Annotated in this window: 17 protein-coding genes; all 17 read left to right on the plus strand. The window is 70.9% G+C overall.

Annotation, left to right across the window (positions count from 1 at the left end; translation table 11 throughout):
* Window positions 1–3: 3 nt before the first annotated feature.
* The 17 genes from RT614_RS07295 to RT614_RS07375 are packed head-to-tail and all read left to right on the plus strand — an operon-like array spanning window position 4 to window position 17,993.
* A complete protein-coding gene (locus RT614_RS07295; RefSeq protein ID WP_313621353.1) occupies window positions 4–528 on the plus strand; it encodes a phage tail protein in 525 nt (174 codons plus the stop codon).
* 12 nt (window positions 529–540) lie between these two features.
* Window positions 541–1,266 carry a hypothetical protein gene (locus tag RT614_RS07300; RefSeq protein ID WP_313621355.1) on the plus strand — a complete coding sequence of 242 codons (726 nt, stop codon included), beginning with the start codon at window positions 541–543 and terminating at the stop codon, window positions 1,264–1,266.
* A complete protein-coding gene (locus RT614_RS07305) occupies window positions 1,263–2,057 on the plus strand; it encodes a hypothetical protein (protein WP_313621357.1) in 795 nt (264 codons plus the stop codon). Before RT614_RS07300 ends, RT614_RS07305 begins: the two co-directional genes overlap by 4 nt.
* On the plus strand, window positions 2,054–3,346 hold the full coding sequence (locus RT614_RS07310; RefSeq protein WP_313621358.1) for a DUF4255 domain-containing protein: 1,293 nt from the start codon (window positions 2,054–2,056) through the stop codon (window positions 3,344–3,346). The genes RT614_RS07305 and RT614_RS07310 overlap by 4 nt, the downstream gene beginning before the upstream one ends.
* Complete coding sequence (locus tag RT614_RS07315) at window positions 3,343–5,283, plus strand: ATP-binding protein (RefSeq protein WP_313621359.1); 1,941 nt, start codon at window positions 3,343–3,345, stop codon at window positions 5,281–5,283. Before RT614_RS07310 ends, RT614_RS07315 begins: the two co-directional genes overlap by 4 nt.
* A complete protein-coding gene (locus RT614_RS07320; RefSeq protein ID WP_313621361.1) occupies window positions 5,280–5,528 on the plus strand; it encodes a hypothetical protein in 249 nt (82 codons plus the stop codon). The genes RT614_RS07315 and RT614_RS07320 overlap by 4 nt, the downstream gene beginning before the upstream one ends.
* 11 nt (window positions 5,529–5,539) lie before the next feature.
* On the plus strand, window positions 5,540–6,706 hold the full coding sequence (locus RT614_RS07325; RefSeq protein ID WP_313621363.1) for a DUF4157 domain-containing protein: 1,167 nt from the start codon (window positions 5,540–5,542) through the stop codon (window positions 6,704–6,706).
* Between the two features lie 15 nt (window positions 6,707–6,721).
* Window positions 6,722–6,991, plus strand: a complete 270-nt coding sequence (locus tag RT614_RS07330) for a hypothetical protein (RefSeq protein ID WP_313621364.1) — start codon at window positions 6,722–6,724, stop codon at window positions 6,989–6,991.
* The gene (locus RT614_RS07335) at window positions 6,988–7,641 is read left to right on the plus strand and encodes a hypothetical protein (RefSeq protein WP_313621365.1); all 654 of its coding nucleotides are present in this window, start codon (window positions 6,988–6,990) and stop codon (window positions 7,639–7,641) included. Before RT614_RS07330 ends, RT614_RS07335 begins: the two co-directional genes overlap by 4 nt.
* The gene (locus tag RT614_RS07340) at window positions 7,638–7,979 is read left to right on the plus strand and encodes a LysM domain-containing protein (RefSeq protein WP_313621367.1); all 342 of its coding nucleotides are present in this window, start codon (window positions 7,638–7,640) and stop codon (window positions 7,977–7,979) included. Before RT614_RS07335 ends, RT614_RS07340 begins: the two co-directional genes overlap by 4 nt.
* The gene (locus RT614_RS07345; RefSeq protein ID WP_313621368.1) at window positions 7,972–9,099 is read left to right on the plus strand and encodes a hypothetical protein; all 1,128 of its coding nucleotides are present in this window, start codon (window positions 7,972–7,974) and stop codon (window positions 9,097–9,099) included. The genes RT614_RS07340 and RT614_RS07345 overlap by 8 nt, the downstream gene beginning before the upstream one ends.
* The gene (locus RT614_RS07350; RefSeq protein ID WP_313621370.1) at window positions 9,096–9,611 is read left to right on the plus strand and encodes a phage baseplate assembly protein V; all 516 of its coding nucleotides are present in this window, start codon (window positions 9,096–9,098) and stop codon (window positions 9,609–9,611) included. The genes RT614_RS07345 and RT614_RS07350 overlap by 4 nt, the downstream gene beginning before the upstream one ends.
* A gap of 10 nt (window positions 9,612–9,621) precedes the next feature.
* Entirely contained in the window at window positions 9,622–9,945 is a 324-nt protein-coding gene (locus RT614_RS07355) for a hypothetical protein (RefSeq protein ID WP_313621372.1), read from the plus strand.
* Window positions 9,946–9,956: 11 nt separating this feature from the next.
* Entirely contained in the window at window positions 9,957–10,319 is a 363-nt protein-coding gene (locus RT614_RS07360) for a GPW/gp25 family protein (RefSeq protein ID WP_313621373.1), read from the plus strand.
* Window positions 10,316–12,772: a putative baseplate assembly protein gene (locus RT614_RS07365; protein WP_313621374.1), complete on the plus strand. Its 2,457-nt coding sequence runs from the start codon at window positions 10,316–10,318 to the stop codon at window positions 12,770–12,772. Before RT614_RS07360 ends, RT614_RS07365 begins: the two co-directional genes overlap by 4 nt.
* Window positions 12,769–15,894 (plus strand): putative baseplate assembly protein, encoded by a 3,126-nt coding sequence (locus RT614_RS07370; RefSeq protein ID WP_313621376.1) that lies wholly within the window; start codon window positions 12,769–12,771, stop codon window positions 15,892–15,894. Before RT614_RS07365 ends, RT614_RS07370 begins: the two co-directional genes overlap by 4 nt.
* Window positions 15,891–17,993: a phage tail protein gene (locus RT614_RS07375; RefSeq protein ID WP_313621378.1), complete on the plus strand. Its 2,103-nt coding sequence runs from the start codon at window positions 15,891–15,893 to the stop codon at window positions 17,991–17,993. The genes RT614_RS07370 and RT614_RS07375 overlap by 4 nt, the downstream gene beginning before the upstream one ends.
* Window positions 17,994–18,039: the final 46 nt, after the last annotated feature.

Raw genomic sequence — 18,039 nt, forward strand, 5'->3', positions numbered from 1 at the left:
GCCATGGCGCAGTTCACCGTCAACCCGCAGCGCTTCGACCCGTACAAGAATTTCAAATTCCGCGTGAAATGGGATGGCCGCTATGTGGCGGGCGTCAGCAAGGTGTCGGCGCTCAAGCGCAGCACCGAAGTGGTTGAACACCGCGAAGGCGGTGACCCGTCCAGCGGGCGCAAGTCTCCCGGCCGCAACAAGTACGAGGCCGTCACGCTGGAGCGCGGCGTCACCCACGACCGCGAATTCGAGCAATGGGCCAACAAGGTCTGGAACTTCGGATCGGGGCTGGGCAGCGAGGTATCGCTGAAGGACTTCCGCAAGGACCTCATCATCGAGGTCTACAACGAAGCCGGGCAGCTGGTGCTGGCCTACAAGGTGTTTCGCTGCTGGGTGTCGGAATACCAGGCGTTGCCCGACCTGGACGCGAACGCGAACGCGGTGGCGATCCAGTCCATCAAGCTCGAGAACGAAGGATGGGAGCGCGACTACGAAGTGGCGGAACCCGCCGAACCGAGCTTCGTCGAGCCGGCCTGATGGAGCGCTGCCATGGACGCGCTGATGGAGTCGCAGATTCTTGCGCTGTGGGAGACGGGTCGTGACCGCGGTCCGATAGACCGCGGCCTGCACGCGCTGGCCGTGGCGATGCCGGGCGTGGACGTCGCGTCGCGGCCCGTGGGGTGGCGCACGCTGTCGCTGCTGCGCCTGCGCAGCGCCACGTTCGGCCCGCGGCTCGCGGCCTGCGCGGATTGTCCCGCGTGCGGTTCGGCCATGGCTTTCGACGTCGATCTTGCCGCGCTGCTGGATGCGCTGCCCGAACCGCCCGAACGCGCCGCGCAGGAGTCCGCCTTCGATGCGCATGGCGCAGCCTGGCGCCTGCCCAACAGCCGCGACCAGGCGAACGCCGCGTCGGCCGTCGACCCTGGCGCCGCACTCGACCTATTGCTGCGGGCGTGCCGGCTGGATGCACGCGATGACGCCCTCCTGCCGCGCGGCGCGGCGCTGGACGACATCGAGGCACGCATGGAGGCGCTGGATCCGGCCGCCAACATCGAGCTGTCGCTGCGCTGCGCGGACTGCGCGCACGAATGGACCGTCGTCCTGGACGCCGACGCCTGCGTGTGGGAGGACATCAGCGCGTGCGCCCGCGGCCTGCTGCTGGACGTGCACCGCCTGGCGCGCGCCTACGGCTGGACCGAGCCGCAGGTATTGGCGCTGGGGCCGGCCCGGCGGGCCGTGTACCTGGATCTCGCGGATCGGGAGACCACGCCATGAGCGGCTTCCTGCGCCAGCTTGCCAGCCGCAGCCTTGGCATGGCCCCACGCCTGCGCAGCGCGCCCGCGCCGATTGCCGGGGCGCGTGCCGCCACGCGAACAGTCGTCTCGGCGGAGGATGGCTTGATGGGCGCGCAGTCGGGCGCGCCAACAGCGGCCCCGGACTACGACGCGGCGGCGCAAGCGTTCGGCGTCGACACGCCGAATGGCGAGCCGCGTGCGCGGCGGGTCGCGGCGTCCCCGGTGCAGAACGAGGCCGGATTCGAACGGCAAGACCACGGCCCCGAAAGCGCAGCCATCAATGGCGCCACGGTTCGCTACGCCCAGGATTCGCCTGCTCCATTCCGTGCAGAGAACTCCGTTGCGGCAGCCACCGCGCCGCAAGGCGCGACGTCGCCTTTCACGGATCTGCCTGCATCTGGCCAGTCGGCTTCGCGCAACCCCATCCCCATGGTGGCGCGTGCCGCCGGATCGGACACCGGACAGGCCGGAAAGCTGCCGCCGCTCCAACCGATGACCCGCCAGCATCAAGCCTGGGCGGCGCAGAACGCCAACGCCGCCATCCAGGACGCCACCAGGAAAGCCGAAGAAACCTACGCGACGCGACGTGCCTCGGACTCACCATCCGAGCCCGTCACGGCGGCCCGGCGCGCCCCGCCCGAGGTGCACATCACCATCGACCGCCTGGAAGTTGCCCCGCCCCCTGTCGTACCGCGTCCGGCCGCGCCCGCGCGGTCCGGCGCGCTGTCCTTGCGCGCCTACCTTGCCGCGCGGCGTTCGGGGCTGCCATGAGCAACGCGCTGGCCATCGCGGCGGTCACGGCCGTCATCAAGGACCTGCTCGATTCGGGCATGATCGACCACGCCGTGACGGATGCGCTGGGCGCCGGCGTGAAGGTGTCGGCGCTGGCGCCGGACGCCGTGTCGCTGGACAACCAGGAAGATCCGCAGCTGAATCTTTTCCTGCACCAGGTCACCCCCAACGCGGCATGGCGCAATGCCGCCCTGCCGTCGCGCGATCCGGCAGGCGATCGCATCGCCAACCCGCCCCTGGCGCTGGACCTGCACTATCTGCTTACCGCCTATGGCCGCGCCGAACTGCAGGCCGAGGTGCTGCTGGGATATGCCCTGCAACTGCTGCATGAAACCGCGGTGCTGCCGCGCGAAGCCGTGCGCCGCGCGCTGGATCCGGACGTGGTGGACGGCGCCATCCTGCCGACGGTTTACCAGAGCCTGCGCGGCGCGGACCTGGCCAGTCAGATCGAGCTGCTGAAGATCACGCCGTCCGCGCTGGGCGCCGAGGAAATGTCGCGCTTGTGGTCCGCGCTTCAGGCCCACTATCGCCCGACGGCCGCGTTCCAGGTGTCGGTGGTGCTGATCGAATCCCGCCGGCCGGGGCGAGGCGCGCTGCCCGTGCTGACGCGCGGCGAACCCATCCCCGGCACGCCGCGCGATCGTGGCGTGACGGTGTTTCCGGGACTGACGCCGCCCCTGCCCACGCTGCTTTCGGTGCAGCCCGCCGGCCGGCAGCCCGTTGCGGTGCCGGGTGGGACCGTGACCCTGCTGGGCCACCACCTGGACGGCCTGGCGCGGCTGGTGTCGTTGCGCCACTCCACGCTGGACGCGGAACGCAGCGTGACGGTCGAGGCCGGCACGGATGCATGGCTGCGGCTGACCATGCCCGCGGACCTGCCCGTGGGCGTGTACCGCGTCCATGCCGCGGTTCAGGCGGCGGATACTGGCCTGCGCCGCGACAGCAACCAGCTTGCGCTGGTGCTGGCGCCCGAACCCGCGTTGCCTCCGGTGTCCGCCACGCGCAGCGCGGGCGAAGTGCGCATTGAACTGGGGATCGCGCCGCCCTTGCAGCCCGGCCAGTCGGCCAGCCTGCTGCTGGGCGACCAGGAGCTGCCCGCGGAACCCAACGCCGCGCCCGTCAGCCAGCTGGCCTTTGTATGGCGCGACGCGCCGCCGGCCGGAACCCGGTTCCTGGTGCGCCTGCGCGTGGACGGAATCGAGAGCCCGCTGGTCGACCGCGAAGCGGTCCCGGCCCGATACCTTGACCGCCAGATCGAGCTGCCATGAACGCGCGCGCGCCCCTTGCCTGGACCGAAGCCAACCAGCAGTTGCTGGCGGCGGAATTCACGCGGCTGCGCACGCGCCTGCGCCGGCCGGGCAGCCGGCCGCCGCGTAACGGGTCGCAGCAACTGGCAGAGGCCCGCGCCGCGCTGGACGGCGACGGCGCCATCGACCAATTGACCGCCGCCTTCGGCCTGTCGGCGTTCGAGCGCGACCTGCTGCTGCTCTGCGCTGGCATGGAAATGGACGCCGCCCTGGCCGAACTCTGCGTCCAGGCGCAAGGCCGGGGCGGCAAGCGCCACGCGAGCTTCTCGCTGGCGCTGGCCGAGCTGGAAGGCGCGCACTGGAGCGCGTTGTCGCCGCAGCGCCCGCTGCGCCGGTGGCGGCTGCTGGACGTGGACGATACGGCGGACTTGAGCACCGCTCGGCTGCGCATCGACGAACGCGTGCTGCACTATCTGGCCGGCCTGAACGAGCCGGACACGCGCCTGCGGCCGCTCATGCGCCCGGCCCAACCGCTGCAGCATGCCGCGCCGGCGCATGAAGCCGCGTCGCAGCAGATCGCGGAATGGATCGCAAACGCGGACGGCCAGGCCCTGCCCGTATTCGTGCTGGAAGGCGACGACCCCGGCGCACAGGAAGACGTGGCCGCGCGCGCGGCCCACGGCGCGGGACTGGCATGTCTGACGCTGAAGGCCGAAGACGTTCCTGCCGATGCGACCGAACGCGATGCGCTGCTGACGCTGTGGCAGCGCGAGGCCGTGCTGCTGGGCGCCGCGCTGTTCGTCGACGCCGCGGACGGCCTGGCGCCGGCGGGGCGGCAGCTGGTCGAACAGGCAGGCGGGCTGTGCCTGGTTGGCGTGCGCGAACCGGTGACGCTGCGCGCCAATGTTCGTCACTGCGCGATTTCCCGGCCGTGCGAGGCTGATCGCCGGGCATTGTGGCGGCAGGCGTTGTCCCCGCAAGCCGCCGAACGAGCCGGCCCGGCGCTGGACCAGGTGGCAAGCCAGTTCGGACTGGATTCGCGCACGCTGCAACTGACCGCCTCCGCCCTTACGCCCGCGCTGCTGGACCCGGCGACCGATCCGGCCGCCTTGCTCTGGAAGGGCTGCTCGCAGGCCAGCCGCCGCCGGTTGGACGGATTGGCCCAGCGCCTGGCGCCCGCGGCGGGCTGGGACGATCTGGTGCTGCCCGAGCCGCAACTCGCGGTGCTGCGCCAGATTGCCGCCCACCTGCGCCAGCGCTACCGGGTGCACCAGGACTGGGGTTTCGCGGCCGCGCAATCGCGCGGACTGGGACTGGCCACGCTGTTCACCGGCGAAAGCGGCACGGGCAAGACAATGGCCGCCGAGGCCCTGGCGCGCGAAACCGGGCTGGACCTGTACCGCATCGATCTTTCCGCCGTCGTCAGCAAATACATCGGCGAAACCGAAAAGAACCTGCGCCGGCTGTTCGAAGCGGCCGAGGACGGCGGCGCGATCCTGCTGTTCGACGAAGCCGACGCGCTGTTCGGCAAGCGTTCGGAAGTAAAAGACAGCCACGACCGCTACGCCAACATCGAAATCAGCTACCTGCTGCAGCGGATGGAGTCCTACCGCGGCCTGGCGGTGCTGACCACCAACCTGAAGTCCAACCTGGACAGCGCATTCCTGCGGCGACTGCGCTTCGTCGTGCAGTTCCCGTTCCCCGACCTGGATCAGCGCGCGCGAATCTGGCGCGGCGTCTTCCCGGCCGCCACGCCGACCCGAGGGCTGGATCCGCGCCAACTGGCGCGCCTGAACCTGACGGGCGGCAGCATCCGCAACGTCGCGCTGAACGCGGCCTTCCTGGCCGCCGACGCCGGCACCGAAGTCACCATGGCTCACGTGCTGCAAGCCGCGCACGCCGAAGCCGCCAAGCGCGAACGGCCGCTGGCCGACGCCGAAACAAGGGGATGGCCATGAAACCTGCAATACACCTGCATATCCGCTCACTGAGCCTGCCGAGCTATGACGCTGCCCAGCGCAACGCCTTCGTCGCTGCCCTGGTGAACGAACTGGTGCGGCGCGCGGCGGAGCACGGAGGCGCTTCCGCCGACGCCGAGACCGAAGTCGACCGGCTGCGCACCGTGGCGCAAGGCTCGCAACCGGAGCACGCTGGCGGACAGGCGGGTCGCGCGATCGCCGGCACGTTCGGCGGCAAGCACTGAGCGCCACGGCCATGAGATCGGCCACATCCCTGTTCGCACCGCGGCCCGACACGTCGCCGCCGCAATCGCGCCTGCTGCTTCGCCGTTGCGCCTGCGGGTGCGGCGGCAAGTCGTCCTGCGCCGCCGCGCCGCTGGCGGGACGCGCGCGCCGCGGCAAGACGGCGGTGCCGGAACAGGTGGAGAACGTCCTGCAAAGCGCCGGCGAGCCGCTGGCCGCCGCCGACCGGGCGGATTTCGAGCAGCGCTATGGCCACGACTTCAGCCGCGTGCGGATTCATGCGGACGCGCGCGCCGCCGAGTCGGCGCGCGCCCTGGACGCCCAGGCCTACACCGTCGGGCCTCATGTCGCCTTCGGCGCCGGCCGCTACGCGCCCGGCACGCGCCAGGGCCGCGCCCTGCTCGCGCACGAGCTGGCGCACGTGGTGCAGCAGCAGGCGCGCTATCGCCCCGGACTGCCGCTGGAACTGGGGGCCGCGCATTCGCCGCTGGAAGCCGAGGCCGATCGCGCCGCGAACAGCCGTGCCGTGCCATCGGACGCGCGCGGCATGGCCGCGCAGACCGTGCAACGCGCCGGCATGGGCGACCTGCGCGTGGCCGAGGCCGAGGCCCGCAAATGCCCCACGACGCACACCATGCCGGACGACGTCTATGACGCCGTGAACGAGGCCTGGTCCAAGTCCGGCCACGGCGGCGACACCGTCACGGAGCACGGCGGACGCATCGTCTCGGACAAGGACGGCAAGCGTGTGATCCGCACGGGCTCTGGCGGCGGCGGCAGCATCAGCCTGCCAGCCGAGAAAAAAGGCGACTACACGCTGGGCACCTTCCACACGCACCCGTACAGCAAATCCGAAAAGTCCAAGCTGGGCGTGGCCTTCTCCGGCGGCGACGTCGCCAATTTCATGGCCGGCAACCAGGGCTGGGTCAAGTACGTCGGGGCGGGCAGCTGCAACTACGCCCTGAACATCCAGGACTACGAAGCCGTGTACGACTGCCGCAAGCGCAACGTGGACTTCAAGACGCGGTGGAACGACGCGTTCGCGGCGGCGACCGGCACTTTCCAGGCCAAGGTCGAAACCGCCGTGCGGGCCTCCATTGATGGCTGCGGCATCTGCTTTTACCGCGCTTGCCGGCCGGACGACGCCAGCGCCGTTCCCAAGAACATGAACCTGATCTAGATCCAAGGAGCCGTCATGGAAGACTGGGTGGGAAAGACCGTGGGAGAAGTGCTCGACCTGTGCCAGACGCGCTATGCCGACGTCACCATGGTCGACGAGCCGCCGGGCAAGTTGCGCGCCGTGGAACTGGATTGCGCGGCGCGCATGCCGGTGTCGCGCTATGTCCTGGAATTCGACTATCGCCCCGAACTGTTCAGCGCCGCGCGCGATTGGCCGGAATCACTGGTGGGCGCGCAGAAGGTCACCGCCGTGCGCAACGCCGCCGAACCGCAGGCCTATCCATGACCGGGCCGCTTGCGCCCCGCCTGCTGCGCGGCGGCATCATCCTCATCGATCCGGCCAGCGGGGCCGTGCAGCGCGTCATCTCGCTGCAGTACAACCCCGAAACGCTGACGCGGTCGCTGCAGCCGCAGACCGTCGACGACGGCGGCCCGGCCGGCGAACCGCTGCGTCTAAAGGGGCCGCCGGCCGAGACGATCAGGCTGGACGCCGAACTGGACGCCACCGATCAACTGGAGTTTCCCGACGATCATCCGCAGGCGCGCGATACGGGCATCCATGCGCAGCTCGCCGCGCTGGAGACGATCGTGTATCCGGACAGCGCAACGCTCATCCGCAACAACCAGATCGCGAACCTGGGCACGCTGGAGATCGCGCCCACCGTCGCGCCGTTGAGCCTCTTCGTCTGGAGCCGCGAACGCGTGGTGCCGGTGCGCGTGACCGATTTCTCCATCACGGAGGAAGCGTTCGATGCGCGGCTCAACCCCATCCGCGCGAAAGTCTCGCTGGGCTTGCGGGTGCTGCACGTGGGCGACCTGGGCTTTGGCGACAAGGGCGGCCATCTGTACCTGGTGTACCAGCAGCGCAAGGAACGGCTGGCCGCGCTGGCCGGGCTGGGCGACCTGGGTTCGGTCGGATTGGAGTCCCTGCCATGAGCATCCAGCGCTTTCCGGCGAACAGCCGCTATCACGACGTGCCCACCGCCGAAATGCCGGGCGCGGACGGCCGGCCGCTGGTCTACCTGCGCCGGCGCTTCCTGCCCGACCCGGCCGCGCTGGTGTCGGTGGGCGAGATCGCCGTGGCCCCCGGCGACCGCCTGGACCGGCTGGCCGCCGTGGCGCTGGGCGATCCACTGCAGTTCTGGCGGCTGGCGGATGGCAACGACGCGCCGCGTCCCGCCGCACTGGAAGAGCCGGGACGCAGCCTGCGCGTGACGCTGCCCGCCGCGCTGGGCGCGCCGCTGGGCGCCCCCCTTGGAGGCGGCGATGCTTAGCGGCGTGCACCTGACGCTGCTGGTGGGGCCCGGCCTGCCGGTGCCCGCGCCGCGCCCGGTGATGGACGGCCTGGAAAGCGTCGAGGTGTCCTCGTCCGCCGATGGGCCAGGCGGCTTTCAGCTGACGTTTTCCGTCAGCAACCGGTCCCCGCTGCACACGCTGCTGGTGATCACCGGCGGCCAGGTTCCGTGGCTGCGCGTCATCCTGATCGCCACGCTGAACGGGCTGCCCACGGTGCTGATGGATGGGTTGGTCACGCGCCAGGACATCACGGACGGCAACTCGCCCGGACAGTCCCGGCTGACCGTGACGGGCGAGGACCTGACGGTTGCGATGGACAAGCAGGACATGAGCGGCCTGCCCTACCCGGCCATGCCGCCGCCCGCGCGCGTCGCCGCCATCATCGGCCGCTATGCGCTGTACGGCATGCTGCCGCTGATCGTGCCGTCGCCATTCACCGACGTGCCGATCCCCATTGAACGCATCCCCACCCACGAAGGCACCGATCTTGCCTATGTGCGGCAGCTCGCGGCGGAGGTCGGCCATGTCTTCTATATCGAGTCCGGGCCGTTGCCGGGCGCCAACCTGGCCTACTGGGGGCCCGAGATCCGGCTGGGTCCCGTGCAGCCGGCGCTGAACCTGGGCATGGACGTGCACAGCAACGTGGAATCCCTGTCGTTTTCGGTGAACCAGTCGGATGCCGCGCTGCCCATCGTCTTTATCCAGAACCCGCTGACCAAGTTCCCGATTCCGCTGCCGGTGCCCGACATCAGCCTGATCAGCCCCCCACTGGGCCTTTTGCCGCCGTTGGCCAAAGGGGTGACCCTGCTGAAAGACACCGCCAAGCTGTCGCCCGCGGCCGCGCTGGGGCGCGGGCTGGCCATGGCTGCCGGCACGACCGCCGACGCGGTCACCGCCGATGGTTCGCTGAACGTGCTGCGCTACGGCCACGTGCTCAAGTCGCGCCAACTCGTGGGCGTGCGCGGCGCGGGGTTGGCCTTCGACGGCCTGTACTACGTCAAGCGCGTGGACAGCACGCTCAAGGCGGGCGAATTCAAGCAGCAGTTCTCGCTGTCCCGCAACGGCCTGATTTCCACCTTGCCCCTGGTGCCGCCATGACAGATTCCCAACGCCACTACGGCAAATTCCGCGGCGTGGTGATCGGCAACATCGATCCCATGCAGATGGGCCGCCTGCAGGTGCAGGTGCCGGACGTGCTGGGCCTGGGCGTTTCAAGCTGGGCCATGCCGTGCGTGCCGTTCGCGGGGCAGCAAAGCGGCGCGTTCGTGCTGCCGCAGATCGGCGCGGGCGTGTGGGTGGAGTTCGAACAGGGCAAGCCCGACTACCCGATCTGGGTCGGCGGCTTCTGGGGATCTGCCGCGGAGGTGCCGGCGCTGGCGTTGGCGGGGTTGCCGGTGTCGCCCAGCATCGTGCTGCAGACCGGCGGGCAGAACACGCTGATGATTTCAGACCTGCCTGGCCCCACTGGCGGCATCCTGCTCAAGACCAAAACGGGCGCGATGATCTCGATCAGCGACGTGGGCATCACTCTTTCCAACGGGCAAGGCGCCACCGTGATGCTGGCCGGCCCGATGGTCAACATCAACCAGGGCGCCCTGACGGTGACCTAGGAGGCCAGCCATGCCCGGACCCCTGCTCCATCTCGGCGCCACCGTGCAATGCTCGCATGGCGGCCAGGCGCTGCCGCTGTCGCCCAATCCGCGCGTGCTGCTGTCGGGCCAGCCTGCCGTCACGATCCTGTCGACGTATTCCATCGCCGGCTGCACTTTTCCGCCGCCGCCTTCAGGCAACGGGCCCTGCATCACCGGCATGTGGCTCAGCGGCGCCACGCGCGTGCTGATTGGCGGCATGCCGGCAGCCCTGCAGGCTGGCTCGTCCATCTGCATGCCCACCGGCACGCCGATGATGGCGCTGCAGGCGCAGACGCGCGTCGTAGGCATGTGAGGAACCCGCCCATGGCCTACCTGCGCTTTCCCTTCCAGCCCGATGCGCGCGGACGCAGCCGCGACGCCGACGACGCCACGCACGTGCGCGACATGATCGAGCAGGTGCTTTTCACGGTGCCCGGCGAACGCGTCAACCGCCCCGACTTCGGCTGCGGACTGCTGCAACTGGTGTTCGCGCCCAACAGCGACACGCTGGCCGCCGCCGTCCAGATGAGCGTGCAGGGATCGCTGCAGCAGTGGCTGGGCGAACGGATCTCCGTGGAATCCGTGAATGTCTCGCACCGCGACGCCGTGCTGCAGGTCGACGTGCAGTATGTACTGCGCCAGGGGCAGCAGCGACGCCTGGCGCGCTTTACCCGGGACGCGCCATGAACCGCCAGTTCCGCAGCGCCAACCCTCGCCGGCTGCAATTGCTGCGCGCCCAGCAGCCGCCCGGCGACAACGGCATCGCGTTCGTCGAGATCGACGCGGCCGACCAGCGCACGCTGCGCGTGGTGTGCGCGCATCCCGTGTCCGGCATCGGGCGCGCGAACGTGCGCATCGAAGGCGGCGCGCGCATCCGAGGCATCGCGCTGACCGCGGACCCGGTGCTCTCGGGCAACGAAATCCGGCTTGCCGTGGACAAGGCGGGCGACTTTTCCTGGTACACGCTGGCGCTGGTCAACCCGGCCGAGCCGGATGCGCCTGCGCCGGGTTTCGACCTGTGCCTGTCCACCATCGAGATCAATTTCAAGGCGGGCTGCCCGTCGGAATTCGATTGCGCCGACGTTCACGACTGCGCGCCTCCCGCGCCGCCCGAACCGCTGCTGGATTACCTGGCCAAGGACTACGAGAGCTTCCGGCGGCTAATGCTGGACCGGCTGTCGCAAAGCATGCCCGACTTCATCGAGCGCAATCCCGCGGACTTCACCGTCGCGCTCGTCGAAACGCTAGCCTATGTGGCCGACCATCTTTCGTATGCGCAGGATGCCGCCGCCACCGAGGCCTACCTGGACACGGCGCGCAGAAGGACTTCGCTGCGCCGCCATGCGCGCCTGCTCGACTATCCCCTGCACGATGGCTGCAATGCGCGCGTCTTCGTCGCCTTCGATGTGAACGCGCAGGGCGACGGGCGCGTGGTGCCCGCCGGCACACCGTTGCTGACCAGCACCCCCGAAGCGGCGCAGGCGCATCCCGTGCGCCGCCGCGACGCCCTGGACGGGCTGCCGATGTCCGGCGTGGAAGTCTTCGAAACCCTGCACGATCTGACGCTGCACGCCGCCCACAGCCGGATCCTGCTGCACGATTTCGCCGATCCCGCGTACTGCCTGCCCAAAGGGCAAACGCAGGCCGCGCTGGTCAACGATCCCCCGCTTGCGCTGGCGCGCGGCGACGTGCTGGTGTTCGAGGAAACGATCGACCCGCTGACCGGGCGCGCGGCGGACGCGGACCGAGCTCATCGCCATGCTGTCCGCCTGACCGAAACGCGCGCGGGGCGAGACGACCTGACCAGCACAGACTTGCTGCTGATCGCCTGGCACCCGGACGACGCGCTGCCGTTTCCCCTTTGCGTCAGCCGCGAATTCGACGAGGGCGGCGCACTGGTCAAGCGCCCGGTGTCGGTGGCCTGGGGCAATGTCGTCCTGGCTGACCACGGCATCCGGCGCGATTGGACGCCGCTGCAGCCCGACACGGCCACGGCGCGCGACGCGCGGGCCTCGCGCCCCTATCGCCCGCGGCTGCCTGACGCAGGCCTCGCCTGCGCCGAACCCTATCGGCACGACCTGGCCGTGTCGGCTCCCCGGCCGGCCAGCGCGGCCCTTGCGCAGGACCCGCGCCGCGCCCTGCCCAGCGGGATGACGCTGCAGGCCGACGACGCGAACCAGCCCGGCGATGTGCCGGCGCCCGCCAGCGCACCCTGGTCGCCGCAGCGCAGCCTGCTGGCCAGCGCCCGCGATGCGCGCGAGTTCGTGGTCGAAATGGAAGCCGACGGCGCCGCGTGGCTGCGCTTTGGCGACAACCGCTACGGGGCCGCGCCCGTGCCGGGCGAACGCCTGCTCGCCCGCTACCGGCTGGGCGGCGGGCCGGGCGGCAACGTCGGCGCCGGCGCCATCGGCGTGCTCGTCACCGACGACCCCGACCTGATGCTGGGCGTATCCGGCGTGCGCAATCCCCTACCGGCGCAAGGCGGCGCGGCGCCGGAACCCGCCGACGCGATCCGCCTCAACGCCCCGGAGGCCTTCCGCGTGCAGGAACGCGCGGTGACGGCCGACGACTATGCGCGGCTGGCCGAACGCCATCCGCAGGTGCAGCGGGCCGCGGCCCGCTTGCGCTGGACGGGCAGCTGGCACACCGTGTTCCTGACCGTGGACCGGCGCGGCGGCCTCGCCGTGGATGCGCCGTTCCGCGCCACGATGCGCGCCTTCATGGAACGTTTTCGGCTGGCTGGCCAGGACCTGGAATTCTCGGATCCCATCCACGTGTCGCTGGACATCCTGCTCCGTGTTTGCGCCGCGCCCGGGCATTTCGCCGCGGACGTCAAGGCGGCGCTGCGCGAAGCGTTCACGCCCGGCCTGGATCGCGCGGGCATGCCCGGCTTCTTTCATCCCGACCGCTATACCTTCGGCACGCCGCTGGCCCTGTCCGCGCTGATGAGCACGGCGATGGCCGTGCCCGGCGTGGCCTCGGCGCGCGCGGAACGCTTCCAACGCTGGGGTCGCGAGCCCGCCGGCGAACTGGACACCGGCCGCATCCTGGCCGCGCCGCTTGAAGTGCTGCGCGCGGACGGCGACCCGAACTTCCCCGAGAACGGCCGCATCGACTTCATCGTGGAGGGCGGATCATGACGTCGCCCGCCGACTGCGGTTGCTGCGCGGGCCAGCCCGCGCTCACGCCCACTGACCTGGCCAATCCGCCCGGCCAGCCTACGTTGCGCCTGCGCCTCGGCACGCACAGCCGGTTCCTGGCCAGCCTGACGGCGGACCTTGCGCGTTCGCCCGAACTTGCAGCGCTGACGACCCGCGACCGAGACGACCCCGTCATGGCTTTGTTCGACGCCTGGGCGGCCGTCCTGGACGTGCTGGCGTTTTACCAGGAGCGCATCGGCAATGAAGGCTATCTGCGCACCGCGACCGAACGCCGATCGGTGCAGTCACTGGCCCGCGCCATCGGCTATGAACTGCGTCCTGGCGTCGCCGCCACGACCTGGCTGGCGTTCTCGCTGGAAACCGCGCCGGGCGCGCCGCTACGCGCCCGCGTGGAACCCTGGACTCGCGCGCAGAGCGTGCCCGCCCAGGACGAGCGCGCCCAGACCTTCGAAACTCTTCAGCCGGTCGAGGCGCGAGCCGCCTGGAACGCGCTGGAACTGGCGTGGCTGGAGCCGACGGCGCCCCGTTACGGCGCGCGCACGCTCTGCCTGGCCGGCGCGGCCACGCGCCTGAAGCCCGGCGACACGGTGCTCATCGTGGGCGACGAGCGCGAGCGTGATTCCGGCAACGAGAACTGGGACTTCCGGCGCCTGACCGAGGTGCGCGAGTTCGTGCCCGGGCCGGGCGAGGACGGCGCGCCGGCCTACACCCTGATCACGCTGGAGCGCGGCCTGGGCAGCGTGGCGCCGCATGTGCAACCGGCGCGGCGCAATCCGCGCTGCCATGCGCTGCGCGCGCAGGCGCGGCTGTTCGGCTACAACGCGCCCGACTGGCGAGCCATGCCCGCGACGCTGCGCGCGGCGTACCTTGGCATGGCCGATGACGCCAAGCCGTCGTTCAGCCAGTTTCCGCAATGGCCGGGCTTCACGCTGGCCGACGTGTCCGATCCGCCCGGCACCCGCGCGCCGGGCGCGGGCCTTTATGGCGAGTATTACCGCGGCAGGGCGTTCGGCGAACGGTTGATGACGCGGACCGATCCGCAGATCGACTTCCGTTGGGCTGCCGGCGGGCCGGGCGACGGCGTGCCGGCGGACAACTTTTCGGTACGCTGGACCGGCTGGGTGCTGGCGCCCGCCAGCGGCAGTTTCACCTTTCATGTCACGGCCGACGACGGCGTGCGCCTTTGGGTGGACGACGTGCTGCTGGTGGACCAGTGGCGCGAGCAATCGCCCACGGAATACAGTGGCGGCGCGCGCCTGACGGCGGGTCGCAAGCATGACATCCGCATCGAATACTACGAGGCCGGCGGCGACGCTACGATTTCGCTCGCGTGGTCCGGGCCGGGCCTGGCGCGCCAGACCATTCCGGCCGCCAGCCTGTATCCCGCCGACGTGCATGGCGTGCATCTGGACGCCAGCCATCCCAAGTGGGTGGCGGGCGGATGGGCCGTGCTGTCCATGCCCAGCTACGAAGAGCTTTACCGCATCGCCGACGCCAAGCCCGACGCCCGCGCGGGCTTTGCGCTGGCAGGCCCGACCACGCGCCTGACCCTGCGCGGCGAGCGCGTGCGGGAACAGTTCAACGACGCCTTGCGCGAGACCACGGCCTACGGCGAATCCGAGCCGCTGGACTGGGGCTTGCGTCCCGCCTCCGGGCTCACGCAGGGCCACGCCCTGGTGCTGGCGTCGTACGAGCCCGACCTGCCCGAGGAGCGCGTGCTGGCCGTGTCGGGGCTGGTCCTGGACGAAGACGATGCCGGCAACGTCGCCCCACGCGCGCGGCTGCTGCGCGGCGACGCCGTGGCGGGCGTGCGGGTGGCGCGCGACCGCGCCAGCGCGGAACTTGAATTCGAGGACGGCGCGCGCCACACCGTCAGCCTGGCCGAGGCCTGCGACATCGTCCGCATCCAGCGCAATGACAGCGCGGGGGGTCGCAGCACGCTGCTGCTGGACGCCGACCTGGCGCACGCCTACCTGCCGGCCACCGTGCGCATCAACGCCAACGTGGCGCCCGCCAGCCACGGCGACAGCCGGCAGATGCGCATCCAGCCGGAGGTGCTGGGCAGCGGCGCCGGCTACCAGCCCTTCCAGCGCTTCATGCTGCGGCAAAAGCCGCTGACCTTCGTGCCCGCGCCCACTGCCAGCGGCGCGGCAAGCACGCTGGAAGTGCGGGTGGACGGCCTGCTGTGGAGCGAGGCGCCCCGCATCACCGCGCTGGCCCCGGACGACCGCGCCTATCTGCTGCGCGTGGACGACAGCGGCGGCGCCACCGTGCAGTTTGGCGACGGCGTGCATGGCGCGCGCCTGCCGTCCGGGTCGGCCAATGTCGAAGCCCGCTACCGCGTCGGCCTGGGCCGGGAAGGCAACCTTGCGCGCGGCCAGCTCAGCGTCCTGCTCACGCGCGCGCCCGGGGTCAAGGCGGTGGTCAATCCGGTGGCGGCCACCGGCGGCGCGGATCCCGAACACGGCGACGCCGCCCGCCGCAACGCGCCGCTGCGCGTGCGCACGCTGGATCGCATCGTGTCGCTGCGGGACTTCGAGGATTACGCCGCCGCGTTCACCGGCATCGGCAAGGCGCAGGCGGTGTGGCTGTGGAACGGGGAACAGCGGCTCGTGCACCTGACCGTGGCCGGCGAGGACGGCGCGGCGCTGGATCCCGCCGGCGCGCTGTACCGCAACCTGCTGGCGGCCATCGACGCGGCGCGCCCGCCCTACCAGCCGCTGCGTGTTGCGCCGTGCCGTTACCTGGATTTCGGCGTCCGGGCCGGATTGGGCATCGACCCGCGCTACGAAGCGCCCAAGGTGCTACAGGCGGCGCGGACGCGCATCCTGGACGCCTTCGGCTTTGCCGCGCGCGCCTTCGGCCAGCCCGTGCACGGGGCGGAGGTGCTGGCCGTGTTGCAGGGCGTCGCCGGAGTCGAATGGGTCGACCTGGACGCGCTGGTGCTGGAAGCGGGGCTGGACGGCGTCGCAGCGCGACGCAGCAACGGACCCGACGCCACGTTGCCCGCCCGCAGCGCCCGCTGGCAGCAGGGCAGCCTGCAGCCGGCCGAACTGCTGCGCCCCGACCCGGCCAGCATCCTGTTGTCGGAGCGCACATGAATTCCCGCCTTGATGCCGATGCCCTGCTTGCCATGCTGCCGGCCTTTTACCGGGAGCGGGACGCCGCGCTTGGCGGCCCGCTGCGCGCGTTGCTTGACGTGCTGGCGCGCCAGGGCGCGCTGGTGGATGCCGACGTCGACCGGCTGTACGACAACTGGTTCATCGAAACCTGCGACGACTGGGTGGTGCCGTACCTGGGAGACCTGCTGGGCGTGCGGGCCCTCTATCCGGTGGGCGCGGCGTTCTCGCCTCGCGCGCTGGTGGCGAACACCCTGCGGCTGCGCCGACGCAAGGGAACCGCGCTGGTGCTGGAGGAACTGGCGTCCGACGCCACCGGCTGGCGCAGCCGCGTGTCCGAGAGTTTCGAGCGGGTCGCCACCACGCAGCACGTCAACCATCCGCGCCCGCACGCGCTGCGCACGCCAGACCTGCGACACGCGCGGGCGATGGAGCGCACCGATGGCCCGTTCGGCGCCGAGCTGCATACAGCCGACGTGCGCGCGCTGCCGGCCGGACGCTACAACCTGCCCAACGTCCTCCTGTATTTGTGGCGGCTGCAGTCCTACACGGTGCAGCAGGGCGACGCAGCTCCGGCCACGACACTGGCCGGCTTCTACACCGTGGACCCGCTGGGGCGCGACCATCCGATCTTCAACCGCCCGCGCACCGAGTCCGACATCGACCACCTGGCCGAGCCCATCAACGTGCCCGAACCCTTGTCCTGGCGCGATCTGCACGCCGAACTGGAGGCCCGCCGACAGGCCTTGACCGACGGCGACGCGCCGCCACAAGGCTGGTTCGGCGACGACGGCCCAGGGCCTGTCCTGCAGGTGTGGATCGATGGCCAACCCGTGCCTGCCGAACATCTGGTGATCTGCAACCTGTCGCCCATCCCCGGCGTTTCGCCCGAGGAATGGCGTCGTCCCGATGCGTCCCTGCTGGTCAAGGCGGGCAAGCCTGGCCGGCCGGACCGCAGCTTCCCGGCCCCGGGCGGCGTACTGGTCGGGCTGGACCCGCGCCTCGGTCGCCTCGCTCTGCCGCCAGGCGCCACCGCGCAATCGGCGCAAGTCCGCTATGCCTACGGCTTTCCGGGCGACATTGGCGCGGGACCATATGACAGGAGCGCGGCGGCGCAAGACACCCCGGACTTGCCAGCGGCCGATGATTTCGACGTCGAGCTGCAAGTGCCCTCGGCGGACACACCGACGCTCGCCGACGCGCTCGGCGCCGTCCTGGCCGGCCAGCGCGTGCGCATCGTGGTGGATCACGATGGCGCCGAAGCCATCGCGCCCGACCTGAACCTGCCCGACACGCACCTGGCGATCGAGGCCGGCCCGCTGCGCCGCCCCGTATTCCAGGGCGACTGGCGCCTGCGCGGCAATGCCAGCACCCGCCTGTTGCTGGACGGCCTGCTGCTGGATGGCGGCCTGCGGCTGCAAGGCGCGCTGCGCTCGGTCGCGCTGCGCCACAGCACGCTGACGCCGGCCCGCGGAGGTCTGCGTCATACCGGCGCTGCGCCGGAGCTCGCGCTGACGCTGTACCGCTGCATCTGCGGCCCGATCCGCAGCGCCACGCCGCTGGCGTCCGTGGAGATCGACGGCTGCCTGATCGACGCGCAAGGGGCGGCCGCCGCCGCGGTCGACGTGGACGACAGCGCCCTGCGCGTCATGGGCAGCACGCTGTTTGGACGCGTGGCCGCCGGGCGGCTCGACGCCTCGAACACGTTGTTCAACGCGCCGCTCGCGATCAATCGCCGCCAGGAGGGTTGCGTGCGCTACAGCCACGTGCCGCTGCCCTCCGTGACGCCGCGCCGCTACCGCTGCCAGCCCGACCTGGCCATGCAGGACCTGGGCGCGGCGGCCGCAAAGCGCGCCGCTGCGCGCGTCGCCCCGTCCTATACGTCGACGAAATTCGGCTCCCCCGCCTACGGCCAGCTGGCGAGCGCCTGCGCGGTGGAGATCCGCGAAGGCGCGGACAACGGCGCCGAGATGGGCGCCTGGAATTTCCTGCTGCAAGCCCAGCGCGAGGCCAACCTGCGCCAGGCGCTGGAAGAGTATCTGCGCTTCGGACTCGAAGCGGGATTGATCCCCGTGAATTGAGCCCGTTTCCTGAGCCCCTGTCCTGAGCCCCCTGTCTTCGGGAACC

This window comes from Achromobacter sp., from assembly GCF_032102605.1.
Classification (GTDB): domain Bacteria; phylum Pseudomonadota; class Gammaproteobacteria; order Burkholderiales; family Burkholderiaceae_B; genus Achromobacter.